Origin of the sequence: Paenibacillus sp. FSL L8-0158, assembly GCF_038592965.1 — a bacterium.
Taxonomy (GTDB): Bacteria; Bacillota; Bacilli; order Paenibacillales; family Paenibacillaceae; genus Paenibacillus; species Paenibacillus polymyxa_D.
This window is the reverse complement of the sequence record NZ_CP151949.1, coordinates 5121403-5137698: the sequence shown is the minus strand read 5'-3', so window position 1 is coordinate 5137698 and position 16296 is coordinate 5121403. Positions and strand designations below refer to the sequence as shown.

Sequence of the window (16296 nt, the reverse complement as noted above, 5' to 3'; positions counted from 1 at the left end):
AACATAACAATGCCGCTTCAAATTTATAATACAATGACGAGGAGTCGGGAGCCTTTTGTGCCACTGGAGCCTGGAAAGGTTAAAATGTATGTATGTGGACCTACCGTGTATGATTACATTCATATTGGCAATGCACGACCTGTAATTGTATTTGACGTGGTGCGCAGCTACCTGGAGTACTTGGGCTATGATGTAAACTATGTGGTGAATTTTACGGATGTCGATGATAAACTAATCCGCAAAGCTCGGGAACTTGACATGAATGTTTCGGCAGTTGCTGAGAAATTTATTGCTGCCTACCATGAGGATCTGACAGGATTGAATGTTCCTGCTGCCAGTATGAACCCTCGTGTAACAGAGAGCATGGATCTGATTATTGATTTTATTAAGGAATTGGTAGACAAAGACTATGCCTATGAGAATGATGGCGACGTGTTCTATCGGACCAAAAAGTTCAAAGATTACGGACAACTGTCAGGTCAAAATCTGGAAGAGCTTCAGTTCGGAATTCGTATCAATGTGGATGAACGCAAGGAAAATGCCGAGGACTTTGTACTCTGGAAGGCAGCGAAGCCGGGCGAAATTCATTGGTCGAGCCCTTGGGGAGATGGACGACCAGGCTGGCATATCGAATGCTCTGCGATGGCTCGCCATTATTTGGGGGATACACTGGATATTCATGGGGGCGGACAGGATCTGCAATTTCCGCATCATGAATGTGAATGCGCACAATCCGAAGTGATTACAGGTAAGCCATTATCTCGCTACTGGATGCATAACGGATATATTCGCATAGATAATGAAAAAATGTCGAAATCACTCGGTAATGGTATTTTGGTTAAAGATTTGCGCGCTCATCACAAGCCTGAGGCTATACGTTATTTTATGTTGTCGACGCATTACCGAAATCCGTTAAACTACAACCAAGAGACTATGAGTCAGGCGGAGAACAGTGTCGAACGGATCGCCAATGCAGTTGCCAATGTGAAGCATCGTTTAGCTAATGCGCTGAAAGGTAATGAGGGAGTATCGACGGAACTGCAAACGAAGCTCGACGGAATTTTGCAGCAGTTTGGCGAAAAAATGAATGATGATTTCAACACACCTGATGCGATTACTGCTGTATTCGATTGGGTTAGCGAAGCAAACCATTTGTTGCAGCGAGATGTCGTACATCAGGCGGAACTACAAGCTGTATTGCATACCTTTCATTCAATGAATAACGTGCTTCGCATTTATTCGGAACCGAGTGAAGAGTTGCTGGATGACGAAATTGAGCAGTTAATTGCAGAACGTGTCGAAGCTCGTAAGACCAAAAATTGGGGTAGGGCTGACGAAATTCGCGATCTGTTGGCTGCAAAAGGCATTGTGCTTGAAGATACGGCGCAGGGGATGCGGTGGCGGCGAAAATGAATGATAAGCCACTGAACTCAGGAACATCGGAAGGTACGGGGAATTGGTTCCCGTACCCTGCGTCCAAGCCAGCACGTTTGATGCCTCCCATTGCACTAGCTTACATTGGTGATGCAGTGTACGAGGTAGCTGTCCGGCAATATTTGTTGGCACAGCCTAACCTGCGTCCAAATCATCTGCATCGGCGAGCCACAGGGCTAGTCTCCGCCAAGGCGCAGAGTCGCATGTTGGGGCTATTGGAAAAGGTACTGACGGAAGAAGAACGCGATATTGTCCGACAAGGAAGAAATGCTAAATCAGGAAGTTTGCCCAAAAATGCTGATGTACTTGAGTATCGGCACGCCACTGCACTGGAAGGGTTGATTGGATCTCTTTATTGTGATGGACATTTGGACAGATTAAGAGAGTTGATTACGTACGGAATTGCCCAAATGGAAAATACAGAAAAATCATAAATGGGAATGGACTGGATGGAACAAGCATCAGCCGTTTCCCGGGAGGAAGCTAGAGATGGAAGAAGAATGGATTGCCGGTAAGCATTCGGTAACGGAGGCATTGCGTTCAGGCAGAACGATAAATAAAATTTGGATTGCGGATAATGCACAAAAACATTTGACACTGCCGATTACAGCTGAGGCGAAAAAAGCAGGAATTATTGTTTTGCAGGTGGACAAGCGTAAGCTGGATCAAATGGTTCCGGGCATTCAACATCAGGGAGTGGTCGCGCAAGCTGCGCCTTTTGCCTATGTTGAAGTGGAAGAATTGCTCGCAACTGCTCGTGATAAGGGAGAAGAGCCGTTTTTGATTTTGCTGGATGAGATTGAAGACCCTCATAATTTGGGTTCCATCCTTCGTACAGCGGACTGTACTGGAGCGCATGGTGTTATTGTGCCGAAAAGGCGTTCTGCAGCTGTAACTGTAACGGTGTCAAAAACATCGGCAGGTGCTGTGGAGTACGTCCCGGTGGCGCGTGTAAACAATCTGGGACAAACCATTGATCGTCTTAAAGAAGAAGGTGTATGGGTAGTTGGCACGGATGTTACAGCGACAGACCCTGTCTTTGGGAATGAAGTATTCACGGGACCAGTAGCCATTGTCATTGGTAACGAAAATAAAGGAATGGGCCGTTTGATTCGTGAGAAATGCGATGTACTCGTCAAGCTGCCAATGGCGGGGCAAATTAATTCCCTTAATGCTTCTGTAGCTGCAGGGGTTGTCATGTACGAAGTATTGCGCGGACGACAGGCACGGGGCTAACGATATGGCTGACACGCGGGATGTTCTGCTCGTGGACGGTTACAACATGATTGGAGCCTGGCCCGAACTTTCCGCACTGGTACAATCTGGTATGCAGGAAGCGAGGGACAGACTTCTTGAACGACTGGCGGATCATCAGGCGTATTCCGGCAGAAGAGTCATCGTCGTATTTGATGCTTACAGGGTGCCAGGATTAGGTAAAACTTTTGCTCAGAGCAAAGTCCAGATTTATTTTACCAGAGAAAAAGAAACTGCTGATGAGTGCATCGAGCGATTGGTTCGGGAGCTGAGCAGTAAAAGAAGAAGTATTTACGTAGCGACAAGCGATCAGGTAGAGCAACATGTTGCATTTGGACAAGGTGCTCTCAGGGTGTCGGCGCGGGAATTACTGATCGAGATTGAGGAATCCGAAAGGGAAGTGCAGAAGCGAATCCAGCAGGATAGTGCCAAATTGTCTCGTAACTCGCTAGATGCCAAACTGAGCCCGGAGCTTCGAAAGTTGTTTGAACGATGGAGAAGAGAATAAACCAATAATTGGGCATCGCTCCATTTTGAAACCATTGACAATTTTGTTAGCGCTCTTCTTTTTTAGGTTGTTGTGGTTGACGGTATCAGGTTACATCGCGTATACTTGTCGTATATTTGAGAGAGTAACGGGTACCTTGCGTTGCAGCCGGAGGGATTGTTAGTGAGTGTGGACCTCAAGGATATCATGTTGTCAAAGTTTGATTACAAAAATGATGAAGACATTGTCGGAGCAGTCCATGAAGGTGATGGGGAAGCGCTGGAGTTTCTGATCAACAAATACCGAAACTTTGTGCGGGCCAAGGCCAGATCCTACTTCCTGATTGGTGCTGATCGCGAGGATATTATTCAGGAGGGCATGATTGGTCTCTACAAATCCATTCGTGATTTTAAGGGAGACAAGCTTGCTTCGTTCAAGGCTTTCGCCGAGTTGTGTATTACACGACAGATTATTACGGCAATTAAGACGGCTACACGACAAAAGCACATTCCTCTGAACTCTTACGTATCTCTGGACAAGCCCATCTATGATGAAGAGTCAGACCGGACGTTGCTCGATGTGATTTGCGGAACACAAGTAAGTGACCCTGAAGAGCTGATTATCAATCAGGAAGAGTTTGTGGGTCTTGAGGACAAGATGTCCGAGATTCTGAGCGAACTGGAACGCAAGGTACTTATGTTGTATCTGGACGGACGTTCGTATCAGGAGATTGCAGAGGATCTTGACCGCCATGTGAAATCCATTGATAACGCGCTGCAACGGGTCAAGCGTAAACTTGAAAAGTATCTGGAAGTAAGAGATAGTTGAAAGTAGAGGCTGACAGGGAAAAAGGCTCGAATCCGAGTCTTTTTTTATTCGTTATAGGTAGGCTATGCAGGTTTATAAGTGTAACAAATGATTTATACTAAAAAAGAAGAATAATAGATATCGCCTTGATTTTTGAAGCAGCTTTTCAGAGAACAGTTTTAAAGGATGCACAGATGTTAAAATGCACCACAGCCAGGACTGCGAATTGTATGCAAACATTCGTTGACATGGAAAACCCCGTGTGATAAAGTGTTTTAGGTAGGCCTAAATTCGCGGTTTTTTTTAGGATCAATTATGAGACTTCCGGTGTTGGATGTCTTCGGGAGGTGCACATCATGCGGGTAATTATTACTTTGGCTTGTACAACATGCAAACAAAGAAATTACACAACGACGAAAAACAAGCGTAATCACCCCGACCGCATGGAGATGAAGAAATTCTGTAAGTCCTGTAACGAACAGACTTCTCATCGGGAAACCAGATAGTTTTTGGAGGTGTAGTCGGCGTGAAACGCAGTTTCAAGTCTCTGTTTTCCTTTTTCTCTGAAAGCTGGGCTGAACTCAAGAAGGTTCGCTGGCCCAATCGTAAAGAACTGACCAACTATACGCTGATTGTCATAGGGACAATTGCGTTCGTCACGATTTATTTTTGGGTTCTCGATATCGGCATTTCCGCTGTGATCGAAGCGATTATCTAGGAAGGGTTCCAGGTGGCTTGATATGGAAAAAAGATGGTACGTCGTTCATACCTATTCAGGGTATGAGAACAAAGTCAAAGCCAATTTGGAAAAACGCGTTGAGTCCATGGGCATGGAAGACAAGATATTCCGTGTTCTTGTTCCTATGGAAGAAGAACTGGTAACCAAGGACGGTAAGAAAAAAACCGTTATGCGTAAAGTCTACCCTGGTTATGTCTTAGTCGAAATGGTCCAAACCGACGACTCTTGGTATGTTGTACGCAACACACCAGGTGTTACGGGATTTGTAGGGTCGACAGGCTCGGGTTCCAAACCGACGCCATTGCTTCCAGAAGAAGTTGAACAGATTCTGAAGCATATGGGCATGGTAGAGCCGAAACCGAAGATTGAATTCGATGTTAAGGAATCCGTGCGAATTAAAGTTGGTCCTTTTGCGAATTTTGTGGGCTCCGTGGAAGAAATTTTGGTTGAGAAGAGCAAGCTTAAGGTTCACGTCAACATGTTTGGACGGGAAACCCCGCTTGAGTTGGATTATACTCAAGTGGAGAAAATATAGATTTTTCTTACAGGTTTCTTGTGGGAGGATCGATAGGTCCGTCTACCACTATTGAGTCAAGGAGGTGTCATCCATGGCAAAAAAGGTAATTAAAATGGTAAAACTGCAGATTCCTGCAGGGAAAGCTAATCCAGCGCCTCCAGTAGGTCCAGCTTTGGGTCAAGCAGGTGTCAACATCATGGCATTCTGTAAAGAGTTCAATGCTCGTACTGCTGATCAAGCAGGCCTGATTATTCCGGTTGAAATTTCGGTGTTTGAGGATCGTTCTTTTACGTTCATCACCAAAACTCCACCGGCTGCTGTTCTGTTGAAAGTTGCTGCTAAAATCGAAAAAGGTTCCGGTGAACCAAATAAAACGAAAGTTGCAACTGTAAATCGCGCTGCTGTTCGTCAAATTGCAGAGCAAAAAATGCCTGACCTTAACGCAGCTTCCGTAGAATCGGCAATGCGTATGGTTGAAGGTACTGCTCGCAGCATGGGTATCACCATCGTAGATTAATTTTATTAATCTACGTGTGCCGGCAGTTTAACTGTCCGGCAAGTGTGGGAGGAATATCCGCTAATACCACATAAGGAGGAAAACATTATGGCTAAACATGGTAAGAAGTACCTGGAAGCTGCTAAGCTGATTGACAGCGAAGCAACTTACGAGCCTTTAGAAGCCGTTGAACTGGTGAAAAAGGCTGCGACTGCTAAATTCGACGAAACCGTTGAAGCAGCAGTTCGTCTGGGCGTAGATTCCCGTAAACAAGACCAGGCTGTTCGTGGTGTTGTTGTCCTGCCGCATGGTACGGGTAAAACACAACGCGTTCTGGTATTTGCAAAAGGTGACAAAGTGAAAGAAGCGGAAGCGGCTGGCGCTGATTTTGTTGGCGATCAAGATATGATCAACAAAATCCAACAAGGCTGGTTCGAATTCGACGTCTGCGTTGCGACACCTGATATGATGAGTGAGGTTGGTAAACTGGGTCGTTTGCTCGGTGGTAAAGGTTTGATGCCTAACCCTAAAGCAGGCACAGTTACTTTCGACGTTGCCAAGGCTGTTCAAGAAATTAAAGCCGGTAAAATCGAATACCGTCTCGACAAAGCCGGTCAAATTCATGCGCCAATCGGCAAAGCTTCCTTCAGTGCTGAACAGCTGAACGAGAACCTTAAAGCCTTGGTTGAAGCCTTGAACCGTGCGAAGCCAGCGGCTGCTAAAGGTGTATACCTGAAGAACATCGCTATTTCTTCGACTATGGGACCAAGTGCACGTGTGAACGCATCTGTTTACAGATAATAATTTGATTGACATGTTCAATCAAATTTGTTATTCTATAAAAGTTGTGAGTCCTTGTGACTGACCATTAAAGTTGAATATGCTTACCGTAGACAGTAGGTGCCTTCAGGCTTAATTTCCTACCGAGGTGTTATGATAGAACGTATCATGTGACGGGCTTGTCCCGTCCATGTGGATTTATCAAGCCTTCGTACTCTACGGAGGCTTTTTTCATGCTTATGAAAGCAAGCCTTGTAAGATCACCAGATTGGGTGTTTCGAACAAAGCGGATAAATTGATCAGGAGGTGTACAGTTTGGCAAATGCAAAGGTGATTCAAGCAAAACAAGAAGCTGTTGAAGTTGTAGCTGCAAAATTGCGCGAGAGCGTAACAACTGTGGTTGCAGACTATCGCGGTCTGAATGTTGCCCAAGTAACTGAGCTGCGTAAGCAGCTTCGCGAAGCCGGAATCGAATTTCAAGTGCTGAAAAACACACTGCTCCGCCGTGCAACTGCGGCAGCAGAATTGACTGAACTGGACGCAGTATTGACAGGTCCTACTGCAATCGCGTTCGGCAAAGATGATGCAGTGTCTGCAGCTAAAATCTTGAACGATTTCGCTAAGAAAAACAATGCACTGGAACTGAAAGGTGCAGTTGTAGAAGGTCGCGTTATCGGTGTTGAGGAAATCAAAGCACTGGCAGAACTGCCATCCCGCGAAGGTCTCCTTTCCATGCTCCTCAGCGTGCTTCAAGCTCCTGTGCGCAACTTCGCGCTTGCAGTTAAAGCTGTTGCAGAAAAAGAAGAACAAAGCGCATAAGTTAGGGATTAAACCTGCTGTATAGCAGTTGATAACAAAAAAATACGAATTTAAATGGAGGTTCAACCATGAGTAAAGAGCAAATCTTGGAAGCAATTAAAGGTATGTCCGTATTGGAACTGAACGATCTCGTGAAAGCAATCGAAGAAGAATTCGGCGTAACTGCAGCAGCTCCAGTAGCTGTAGCAGGTGGCGCAGCAGGTGGCGCAGCTGAAGCTGAGCAATCCGAGTTCGACGTAATCTTGACAAGCGCTGGCGGTTCCAAAATCAACGTTATCAAAGCAGTTCGCGAAATCACAGGTCTTGGCCTGAAAGAAGCAAAAGAACTGGTTGACAACGCTCCAAAACCACTGAAAGAAAAAATCGCTAAAGAAGAAGCTGAATCCATTAAAGCAAAATTGGAAGAAGCAGGCGCTTCTGTAGAAGTAAAATAATTGACTGCTTTCTAGCAGACAATGAACTAAAACAAACCCCTTGAGGTGATCTTCAAGGGGTTTGTTGCTGTAAAACGGTAGTGCCAGCATGTCTGAAAGGTTATTGTAAAGGCTATGATGGTAGTACAACCGAAAGAGGTGGGCATGAATGGCTGATCATTATTACTCCAAGCGGCCAGAGACGGCGCATGAACGACGGAGCCTGGAAACAGTGCTGCGGGGGCGGTCATACCGTTTTGCCAGCGATTCAGGCGTTTTTTCGAAGCAGGGAATTGATTACGGGAGTCGCGTGCTGATTGAAGCGATGCAGCTTCCTGCACAAGCCTCGGTATTGGATATAGGATGCGGTTATGGGCCGATCGGTTTGGCGGCGGCCGCGCTTGTCCCAGAAGGACACGTCACAATGCTTGATATTAATGAGCGAGCCGTTCAACTAGCGATAGAGAATGCGGAACGTAATGGGGTTAAGAATGTCACCATTAAGCAAAGCGATTTGTTTGCGGAAGTGAAGAATGAACGTTTTGACGTGATCTTGACGAATCCTCCCATACGTGCAGGAAAAGAAACGGTGCATACCATTTTTGAACTTGCTTATGAGCATTTAAATGAGGGTGGAGCTTTGTGGGTAGTCATTCAGAAAAAGCAGGGGGCCCCTTCGGCGAGTGCCAAGATAGAGAGTCTTTTCGGTCATGTGGAGGAAGTTACAAAGGATAAAGGTTATCGGATTTTAAAGGCTGAAAAAAGTTTTTAAGAAAATGCAATAGGACCATTGACTTGAATCCTGGTCTGTGATATTATTATAAAATGTCAGTATTAGGATGCCCTCCATGGCTTTAGTTTGTTGAAATGTCAATAGATTTATGCGTAGGTAGGTATAGTATTTATCACTATTACGTATAATACAACCATTTTGGGCAAATCTACAAGTGATGAAGATCTTCCGGTAAGAGGATTCTGCAGATACGTTGCTCTTTTTTCGAATGCATTCGAGTAAGGGCTTTTCTGTATTTGTAAGATTGAATCTTCTGTATGTGTCTTATTATAAGGTCACAAACAGAGGTTCGCAATGTATTTTTAAAGTGAGTAGACATGAGGGGTGAGTTTAAGTTGGCAGGACATCTTGTTCAATATGGTCGACGCACTCGGCGCAGTTATGCACGTATTAATGAGGTACTCGAGGTTCCGAACCTGATTGAGATCCAACAAAAATCCTATGATTGGTTTTTGGAGGAAGGATTACGGGAAATGTTTCGGGATATTTCACCAATTCAAGATTTCACTGGAAATCTGATTTTGGAGTTTATCGACTATTCTCTCGGAGAACCCAAATATACCGTTGACGACGCAAAGGAACGCGACGTTACGTATGCAGCACCGCTTCGGGTAAAAGTCCGGCTTATTAATAAAGAAACCGGGGAAGTGAAAGAGCAGGAAGTATTCATGGGAGACTTCCCGCTGATGACTGAAACGGGTACGTTTATTATTAACGGTGCGGAACGGGTTATTGTCAGCCAGTTGGTTCGCTCTCCCAGCGTCTATTTCAGCACAAAAGTCGACAAGAATGCGAAAACAACATACACCGCAACGGTAATTCCTAACCGGGGGGCTTGGCTCGAACTGGAGATGGATGCGAAGGATATTATCTATGTCCGGATTGACCGTACCCGTAAAATTCCGGTTACGGTGTTGCTGCGTGCGCTGGGCTTTGGCACTGATGCTGAGATTCTGGATTTGCTCGGCAATGACGAATATATCCGCAACACACTTGATAAAGACAACACGGATTCCACGGAGAAAGCGCTGATTGAAATTTATGAGCGTCTTCGCCCGGGTGAGCCACCTACACTGGATAACGCAAAGAGCTTGCTTGTTGCACGCTTCTTTGATCCAAAACGTTATGATCTGGCCAACGTAGGCCGTTACAAAATCAATAAAAAGCTTCACATCAAAAACCGTCTGTTCAATCAACGTCTTGCTGAGACATTGATTGATACAACAACTGGTGAAATTATCGCTGAAGCAGGACAAATGGTGGATCGTCGCCTGTTGGACGAGATTTTGGCCCAACTGGAGGAATCAGTAGGACACCGCACGTATCATGTTGCTAGCGGCGTGCTGGAAAGCAATGATATTCCACTTCAAACGATTGATGTATTCTCGCCAATTGAGGACGGTAAAGTAGTAAAACTGATTGCTAACGGAAATATTGATAAATCGGTTAAGAATATTACGCCTGCCGATATTATTTCCTCCATCAGTTATTTTATTAACTTGCTTCACGGTATCGGAAGTACGGACGATATTGACCATTTAGGTAACCGTCGTTTGCGTTCTGTAGGTGAGTTGCTCCAAAACCAGTTCCGTATCGGTTTGTCCCGTATGGAACGCGTGGTGCGTGAAAGAATGTCGATTCAGGATGCTAATGTAATTACGCCACAAGCGTTGATTAACATACGTCCGGTAATTGCCTCGATTAAAGAGTTCTTTGGTAGCTCGCAGCTGTCTCAGTTTATGGATCAGACGAACCCGCTTGCTGAATTAACGCACAAACGTCGTCTGTCCGCACTCGGACCCGGCGGTTTGACGCGCGAACGTGCGGGCATGGAAGTGCGTGACGTCCATCCAAGTCACTACGGCCGTATGTGTCCTATCGAGACACCGGAGGGACCAAACATTGGTTTGATCAACTCTTTGTCCACATTTGCACGTATCAACGAGTACGGATTTATCGAAGCTCCTTATCGTTGGGTAGATCCAAAAACCGGAAAAGTTACAGACCAGATTGATTACCTGACTGCTGATGAAGAAGATAACTACATCGTAGCTCAGGCGAACGCGGAATTGACGGAGGAAAACACCTTTAAGGATGAGGTTGTCATTGTCCGTTATAACAAACAGTCTGATAACATTATTCCAATGGCTAGTAGCCGTGTCGATTACATGGACGTATCACCTAAACAGGTCGTATCAGTTGCGACAGCACTGATTCCGTTTCTGGAGAATGATGACTCTAACCGCGCATTGATGGGTTCCAACATGCAACGTCAGGCTGTCCCACTTTTGATTCCGAAGTCTCCATTGGTCGGAACAGGAATGGAGCACAAGTCTGCAAAAGATTCTGGTGTTTGCGTTGTATCCAAATACAACGGAGTTATCGAACGCTCTTCGGCTAACGAAATTTGGTTGCGTCGTATCGAAACTGTAGATGGTGCTGAAGTGAAGGGCGACATTGTTAAGTATAAATTACACAAATTTATGCGATCTAACCAAGGAACTTGCATCAACCAACGCCCGATTGTGAACAGAGGAGATATTGTCAAAGTTGGCGATATTCTTGCGGATGGTCCATCTACAGAGATGGGTGAGTTGGCGTTGGGACGTAACGTTGTCGTTGCCTTCATGACTTGGGAAGGTTACAACTACGAGGATGCGATCCTGCTGAGTGAGAAACTGGTTAAGGAAGATGTATACACCTCGATCCATATTGAGGAATACGAATCCGAGGCTCGTGACACGAAACTTGGACCTGAAGAAATCACTCGTGACATTCCAAATGTCGGTGAAGAAGCGCTTCGCAATTTGGATGAGCGTGGAATCATTCGTATTGGTGCCGAAATCGGTGCAGGTGACATTCTTGTTGGTAAAGTTACACCTAAAGGTGTGACTGAATTGACAGCTGAAGAACGCCTCTTACACGCAATCTTTGGTGAGAAGGCACGCGAGGTTCGCGATACTTCTTTGAGAGTTCCTCACGGAACAGACGGGATTGTTGTAGATGTAAAGGTGTTTACACGTGAAAATGGTGATGAACTGCCACCAGGTGTAAATCAGTTGGTTCGTGTATATATTGCTCAAAAACGTAAAATCTCCGAAGGCGATAAAATGGCTGGACGTCACGGTAACAAGGGTGTCGTTGCCCGTATTTTGCCTGAAGAAGATATGCCGTTCCTGCCGGATGGCACACCAGTACAGGTCGTTCTGAACCCGCTGGGTGTACCTTCACGGATGAACATCGGACAGGTGCTTGAAGTCCATCTGGGTATGGCTGCAATGCGTCTTGGTATTCATGTGGCAACTCCAGTATTCGATGGTGCCAAGGAGTATGACGTGTTCGATACAATGGAAGAGGCAGGTATGCAGCGTAATGGTAAGACTGTGTTGTATGACGGACGTACGGGTGATCGTTTTGAACGTGAAGTTACTGTCGGTGTCATGCACATGATCAAACTGGCGCACATGGTCGATGATAAAATCCATGCTCGTTCTACAGGTCCTTACTCTCTCGTTACGCAGCAACCATTGGGTGGTAAAGCTCAATTCGGTGGACAGCGCTTCGGGGAGATGGAAGTATGGGCATTGGAAGCCTACGGCGCGGCGTACACGCTTCAGGAAATTTTGACTGTGAAATCCGATGATGTGGTTGGACGTGTAAAAACTTACGAATCCATTGTCAAAGGTGAAAATGTACCTGAACCGGGTGTTCCAGAATCATTTAAGGTCTTGATCAAAGAGCTGCAAAGCTTGGGTATGGACGTGAAGATTCTGGCTGAAGACGAACAAGAGATCGAAATGAGAGAGCTTGATGATGAGGATGACACAAGCGGCGATAAGCTGAGTTTGAATCTGGAAGGCTCTGAGGTTGGCGTAGAGTAGTTTGACTGCTGACTGACTCATATCAGCTTTGTTATATACCTTGATCCATTCTAGGATGGATCAGGTTTCTTGATACCGCCCGGTGCTGCTGGGCGGTATCAAACCTAAAAACTCAGGATTTGGTTAAGGAGGGTTGCTCCTTGTTGGACGTTAACAATTTCGAATATATGAAAATCGGGCTTGCTTCCCCCGAAAAGATTCGTTCTTGGTCCCGCGGAGAAGTCAAAAAACCGGAGACGATTAACTATCGTACGCTTAAACCGGAAAAAGAAGGACTATTTTGCGAGAAAATTTTCGGACCTACGAAAGACTGGGAATGTCATTGCGGTAAGTACAAACGTGTACGCTATAAAGGTGTTGTCTGTGACCGTTGTGGAGTAGAAGTTACTCGCGCTAAGGTTCGCCGTGAGCGTATGGGCCATATTGAGTTGGCTGCTCCTGTATCGCACATTTGGTACTTCAAAGGCATTCCAAGTCGTATGGGTCTTGCTCTTGATATGTCTCCAAGATCTCTGGAAGAGATCATTTACTTCGCATCTTATGTTGTAACCGATCCAGGAGATACGCCTTTGGAGAAAAAACAACTCCTGTCCGAAAAAGAATACCGTAGCTACCGTGAGAAATACGGCTATGGCTTCCAGGCAGGTATGGGTGCTGAAGCGGTTAAAAAGCTTCTTCAAGATCTGGATATAGACAAAGAGTTAGAATTCTTGAAAGAAGAGCTACGTACAGCTCAAGGACAACGTCGTAACCGTGCGATCAAACGCCTTGAAGTTATTGAGGCATTCCGTAACTCAGGCAACCAACCGGATTGGATGATCATGGACGTACTTCCTGTTATTCCTCCTGAGCTTCGTCCAATGGTACAGTTGGATGGTGGTCGTTTCGCTACCTCTGACCTTAACGACTTGTATCGTCGTGTTATTAACCGTAATAACCGTCTGAAACGTCTGTTAGATCTAGGTGCGCCAGATATTATCGTACAAAATGAAAAACGGATGTTGCAGGAAGCTGTTGACGCCTTGATTGATAATGGTCGTCGTGGTCGTCCTGTTACAGGTCCAGGTAACCGTCCTTTGAAATCCCTCAGCCACATGCTGAAAGGTAAACAAGGGCGTTTCCGTCAAAACTTGCTCGGAAAACGTGTTGACTACTCTGGTCGTTCCGTTATCGTTGTAGGTCCGTACTTGAAAATGTATCAATGCGGTTTGCCAAAAGAAATGGCACTGGAACTGTTCAAACCTTTTGTTATGAAAGAACTGGTGAACAAAGGTTTGGCTCACAATATCAAGAGCGCGAAGCGTAAAGTAGAGCGTGTGAGTGCAGAAGTATGGGATGTGCTGGAAGAAGTAATCAAGGAGCATCCAGTTCTTCTGAACCGTGCCCCTACGTTGCATAGACTTGGTATCCAGGCGTTCGAACCGATTTTGGTTGAAGGTCGTGCGATTCGTCTGCATCCGCTCGTATGTACTGCATATAATGCCGACTTTGACGGTGACCAAATGGCTGTCCACGTTCCGTTGTCTGCTGAAGCTCAAGCTGAAGCTCGTTTGCTTATGCTGGCATCCGGCAACATTTTGAATCCGAAAGACGGTAAGCCAGTTGTTACACCTTCCCAGGATATGGTTCTTGGTTCTTTCTATCTGACTATGGATAACAAAGAAGAAGAAGGAAGCAATATGATCCTTCGCAACATGAATGAAGCTATATCGGCTTACCAACGCGGTACAGCTGGTCTTCATGCTCGTGTAGCTATTCCAGTTAAAGCTTTGAATAAAACGAGCTTTACGGAAAAACAACAGGAAGCGATGTTGATCACTACGGTTGGTAAAATTATCTTTAATGAAATTTTCCCAGCAAGCTTCCCGTACATCAATGATGCTACCCGTGCGAACCTGCTTTATGGTACTGCGGAGGAGTTCTTTGTTTACGAGAAGGGCGTAAATCTTACAGAGGCCATTCAAAACGCTCCGCAAGCTAGCGGGGTAGGCAAGGATTACCTTGGTAATATCATCGCCCGTTGTTTTGAGACTTACCATACAACAGAAACAGCTGTAATTTTGGATAAAATCAAGCAGCTTGGCTTTACGTATTCCACTCGTGCAGGGGTAACCGTTGCTGTATCGGACGTAATCGTGCCGGTGGAAAAACAAGAGATTCTTAAGGGATCCGAGGACAAAGCGCAAGTTGTAACGAATCAGTACCGTCGTGGTCTGATTACGAATGAAGAACGCTATGACCGGATTATCGACATTTGGTCTAAAGCGAAAGATGATATTACCGAAGTATTGATGAAGTCCATGGATCGCTACAACTCTATCATGATGATGGTGGACTCCAAAGCGCGGGGTAACAAATCACAGATTACTCAGCTCGGCGGTATGCGTGGTCTGATGGCCAATCCATCCGGACGTATTATCGAACTCCCAATCAAATCAAACTTCCGTGAAGGTTTGACAGTACTCGAGTACTTCATCTCCACTCACGGAGCGCGTAAAGGTTTGGCGGATACAGCCCTTCGTACAGCTGACTCCGGTTACCTGACTCGTCGTCTCGTAGATGTGGCACAAGATGTTATCGTGCGCGAAGAAGACTGCGGAACGGATAAAGGCTTCACAGTAAGTCGTATCCAGGACGGTAAAGAAGTGATTGAGGATCTTTATGATCGTCTGGAAGGTCGCTATTGCTTTGAAACGGTACGTCATCCTGAGACTGGCGAGATTTTGGCTAGACGTAACGAACTGATTGACTCCGACAAAGCTGAAGCGATTGTTAAAGCTGGTGTACACAAAGTTCAGATTCGTTCTGTACTAAGTTGCCGTGCTAAACATGGCGTCTGCAAGAAATGCTACGGTCGCAATCTGGCTACTGGTAAACACGTTGAGATTGGTGAAGCAGTTGGTATCATTGCTGCACAATCCATCGGTGAGCCAGGAACACAGCTTACTATGCGTACGTTCCACACAGGCGGCGTAGCGGGTGACGATATTACACAAGGTTTGCCTCGTATTCAGGAGCTTTTTGAAGCACGTAATCCTAAAGGTCAGGCAACTATTAGTGAAATTGACGGTACAGTTAAAGAAGTTCGTGAAGGTAAAGACCGCCGTGAGATCGACATTCAGGGTGAAGCCGAAACGAAAACATACTCAGTAACGTATGGTTCCCGCCTGCGCGTAAGCGAAGGTATGACTGTTGAAGCTGGGGACGAACTGACGGATGGTTCAATTGATCCTAAAGAAATGCTGCGTATTAAAGGTATTCGCGGGGTACAGAACTATATCCTTCAGGAAGTTCAACGCGTATACCGGAACCAGGGCGTAGAAATCAACGACAAGCACGTAGAAGTTATGATTCGTCAAATGTTGCGTAAAATCCGTATCATTGATGCGGGCGACACAATCTTACTTCCAGGCTCCTTTGTTGATGTCCATGAGTATGAAAATGCGAACAAGATAGCGATTCTCAGCGGCCAAGAACCAGCGGTAGCCAAGCCGGTACTGCTCGGTATTACCAAGGCATCTCTGGAAACTGATTCCTTCTTGTCAGCAGCATCCTTCCAGGAAACTACTCGTGTCCTGACTGATGCAGCTATTAAAGGCAAGGTCGATCAGTTGCTTGGACTGAAAGAGAATGTAATTATTGGTAAATTGATTCCTGCGGGAACAGGTATGAACCGTTACCGTAGCGTAAAATTTGCCCAACCGGAAGAAGGACAGTCTCCATCCGAGGAGCTCGAACCAATTTCTGCCGAGTAATGTAAAAGTAGTATGATCGCCCGGAACATCGTAGATATAAGCTTTGCATAAGGCTTACAGTAAACGGTGCTCCGGGGCTCTTTTTAAGAAAATGAATCATGTACACTTTAAAAATAGGCTA

15 protein-coding genes and 1 other annotated feature are annotated in these 16296 nt (G+C 45.6%); all 15 genes read left to right on the top strand.

Annotation, left to right across the window (positions count from 1 at the left end; all coding sequences use genetic code 11):
• Positions 1 to 9: 9 nt before the first annotated feature.
• Positions 10 to 1413, top strand: coding sequence for a cysteine--tRNA ligase (gene cysS, locus NSQ68_RS22820; protein ID WP_307354356.1), 1404 nt, complete (start codon positions 10 to 12; stop codon positions 1411 to 1413).
• Positions 1410 to 1868 carry a ribonuclease III domain-containing protein gene (locus NSQ68_RS22815; protein ID WP_342427242.1) on the top strand — a complete coding sequence of 153 codons (459 nt, stop codon included), beginning with the start codon at positions 1410 to 1412 and terminating at the stop codon, positions 1866 to 1868. The genes cysS and NSQ68_RS22815 overlap by 4 nt, the downstream gene beginning before the upstream one ends.
• Positions 1869 to 1923: 55 nt before the next feature.
• Positions 1924 to 2670 carry a 23S rRNA (guanosine(2251)-2'-O)-methyltransferase RlmB gene (rlmB, locus tag NSQ68_RS22810; RefSeq protein ID WP_342427241.1) on the top strand — a complete coding sequence of 249 codons (747 nt, stop codon included), beginning with the start codon at positions 1924 to 1926 and terminating at the stop codon, positions 2668 to 2670.
• Positions 2671 to 2674: 4 nt separating this feature from the next.
• On the top strand, positions 2675 to 3196 hold the full coding sequence (locus tag NSQ68_RS22805) for an NYN domain-containing protein (RefSeq protein WP_007432599.1): 522 nt from the start codon (positions 2675 to 2677) through the stop codon (positions 3194 to 3196).
• Between the two features lie 162 nt (positions 3197 to 3358).
• Complete coding sequence (gene sigH / locus NSQ68_RS22800; RefSeq protein ID WP_016324748.1) at positions 3359 to 4003, top strand: RNA polymerase sporulation sigma factor SigH; 645 nt, start codon at positions 3359 to 3361, stop codon at positions 4001 to 4003.
• A 335-nt stretch (positions 4004 to 4338) separates the two neighbouring features.
• Complete coding sequence (gene rpmG / locus NSQ68_RS22795) at positions 4339 to 4488, top strand: 50S ribosomal protein L33 (RefSeq protein WP_023990562.1); 150 nt, start codon at positions 4339 to 4341, stop codon at positions 4486 to 4488.
• 20 nt (positions 4489 to 4508) lie between these two features.
• Complete coding sequence (gene secE, locus NSQ68_RS22790) at positions 4509 to 4700, top strand: preprotein translocase subunit SecE (RefSeq protein WP_013312170.1); 192 nt, start codon at positions 4509 to 4511, stop codon at positions 4698 to 4700.
• A 22-nt stretch (positions 4701 to 4722) separates the two neighbouring features.
• Positions 4723 to 5256, top strand: a complete 534-nt coding sequence (gene nusG, locus NSQ68_RS22785) for a transcription termination/antitermination protein NusG (RefSeq protein WP_007432596.1) — start codon at positions 4723 to 4725, stop codon at positions 5254 to 5256.
• 73 nt (positions 5257 to 5329) lie between these two features.
• A complete protein-coding gene (rplK, locus tag NSQ68_RS22780) occupies positions 5330 to 5755 on the top strand; it encodes a 50S ribosomal protein L11 (protein WP_007432595.1) in 426 nt (141 codons plus the stop codon).
• An 87-nt stretch (positions 5756 to 5842) separates the two neighbouring features.
• Positions 5843 to 6535 (top strand): 50S ribosomal protein L1, encoded by a 693-nt coding sequence (gene rplA, locus NSQ68_RS22775; RefSeq protein WP_013312169.1) that lies wholly within the window; start codon positions 5843 to 5845, stop codon positions 6533 to 6535.
• Between the two features lie 68 nt (positions 6536 to 6603).
• Positions 6604 to 6755, top strand: a sequence feature (ribosomal protein L10 leader region).
• Between the two features lie 74 nt (positions 6756 to 6829).
• Positions 6830 to 7333: a 50S ribosomal protein L10 gene (gene rplJ, locus NSQ68_RS22770; RefSeq protein WP_013312168.1), complete on the top strand. Its 504-nt coding sequence runs from the start codon at positions 6830 to 6832 to the stop codon at positions 7331 to 7333.
• Positions 7334 to 7401: 68 nt separating this feature from the next.
• Positions 7402 to 7767, top strand: coding sequence for a 50S ribosomal protein L7/L12 (gene rplL, locus NSQ68_RS22765; RefSeq protein ID WP_029514495.1), 366 nt, complete (start codon positions 7402 to 7404; stop codon positions 7765 to 7767).
• A gap of 148 nt (positions 7768 to 7915) precedes the next feature.
• Entirely contained in the window at positions 7916 to 8518 is a 603-nt protein-coding gene (locus NSQ68_RS22760) for a class I SAM-dependent methyltransferase (RefSeq protein ID WP_342427240.1), read from the top strand.
• 356 nt (positions 8519 to 8874) lie between these two features.
• Positions 8875 to 12420 carry a DNA-directed RNA polymerase subunit beta gene (gene rpoB / locus NSQ68_RS22755; RefSeq protein ID WP_342427239.1) on the top strand — a complete coding sequence of 1182 codons (3546 nt, stop codon included), beginning with the start codon at positions 8875 to 8877 and terminating at the stop codon, positions 12418 to 12420.
• Between the two features lie 140 nt (positions 12421 to 12560).
• The gene (gene rpoC / locus NSQ68_RS22750; RefSeq protein WP_029514492.1) at positions 12561 to 16175 is read left to right on the top strand and encodes a DNA-directed RNA polymerase subunit beta'; all 3615 of its coding nucleotides are present in this window, start codon (positions 12561 to 12563) and stop codon (positions 16173 to 16175) included.
• Positions 16176 to 16296: the final 121 nt, after the last annotated feature.

Excerpts from the sequence above, each read along its gene's own strand:
- cysS (WP_307354356.1), top strand. The coding sequence starts at position 10 with ATGCCGCTTCAAATTTATAATACAATGACGAGGAGTCGGGAGCCTTTT.
- NSQ68_RS22815 (WP_342427242.1), top strand. The coding sequence starts at position 1,410 with ATGAATGATAAGCCACTGAACTCAGGAACATCGGAAGGTACGGGGAAT.
- rlmB (WP_342427241.1), top strand. The coding sequence starts at position 1,924 with ATGGAAGAAGAATGGATTGCCGGTAAGCATTCGGTAACGGAGGCATTG.
- NSQ68_RS22805 (WP_007432599.1), top strand. The coding sequence starts at position 2,675 with ATGGCTGACACGCGGGATGTTCTGCTCGTGGACGGTTACAACATGATT.
- rpmG (WP_023990562.1), top strand. The coding sequence starts at position 4,339 with ATGCGGGTAATTATTACTTTGGCTTGTACAACATGCAAACAAAGAAAT.
- nusG (WP_007432596.1), top strand. The coding sequence starts at position 4,723 with ATGGAAAAAAGATGGTACGTCGTTCATACCTATTCAGGGTATGAGAAC.
- rplK (WP_007432595.1), top strand. The coding sequence starts at position 5,330 with ATGGCAAAAAAGGTAATTAAAATGGTAAAACTGCAGATTCCTGCAGGG.
- rplA (WP_013312169.1), top strand. The coding sequence starts at position 5,843 with ATGGCTAAACATGGTAAGAAGTACCTGGAAGCTGCTAAGCTGATTGAC.
- rplL (WP_029514495.1), top strand. The coding sequence starts at position 7,402 with ATGAGTAAAGAGCAAATCTTGGAAGCAATTAAAGGTATGTCCGTATTG.
- NSQ68_RS22760 (WP_342427240.1), top strand. The coding sequence starts at position 7,916 with ATGGCTGATCATTATTACTCCAAGCGGCCAGAGACGGCGCATGAACGA.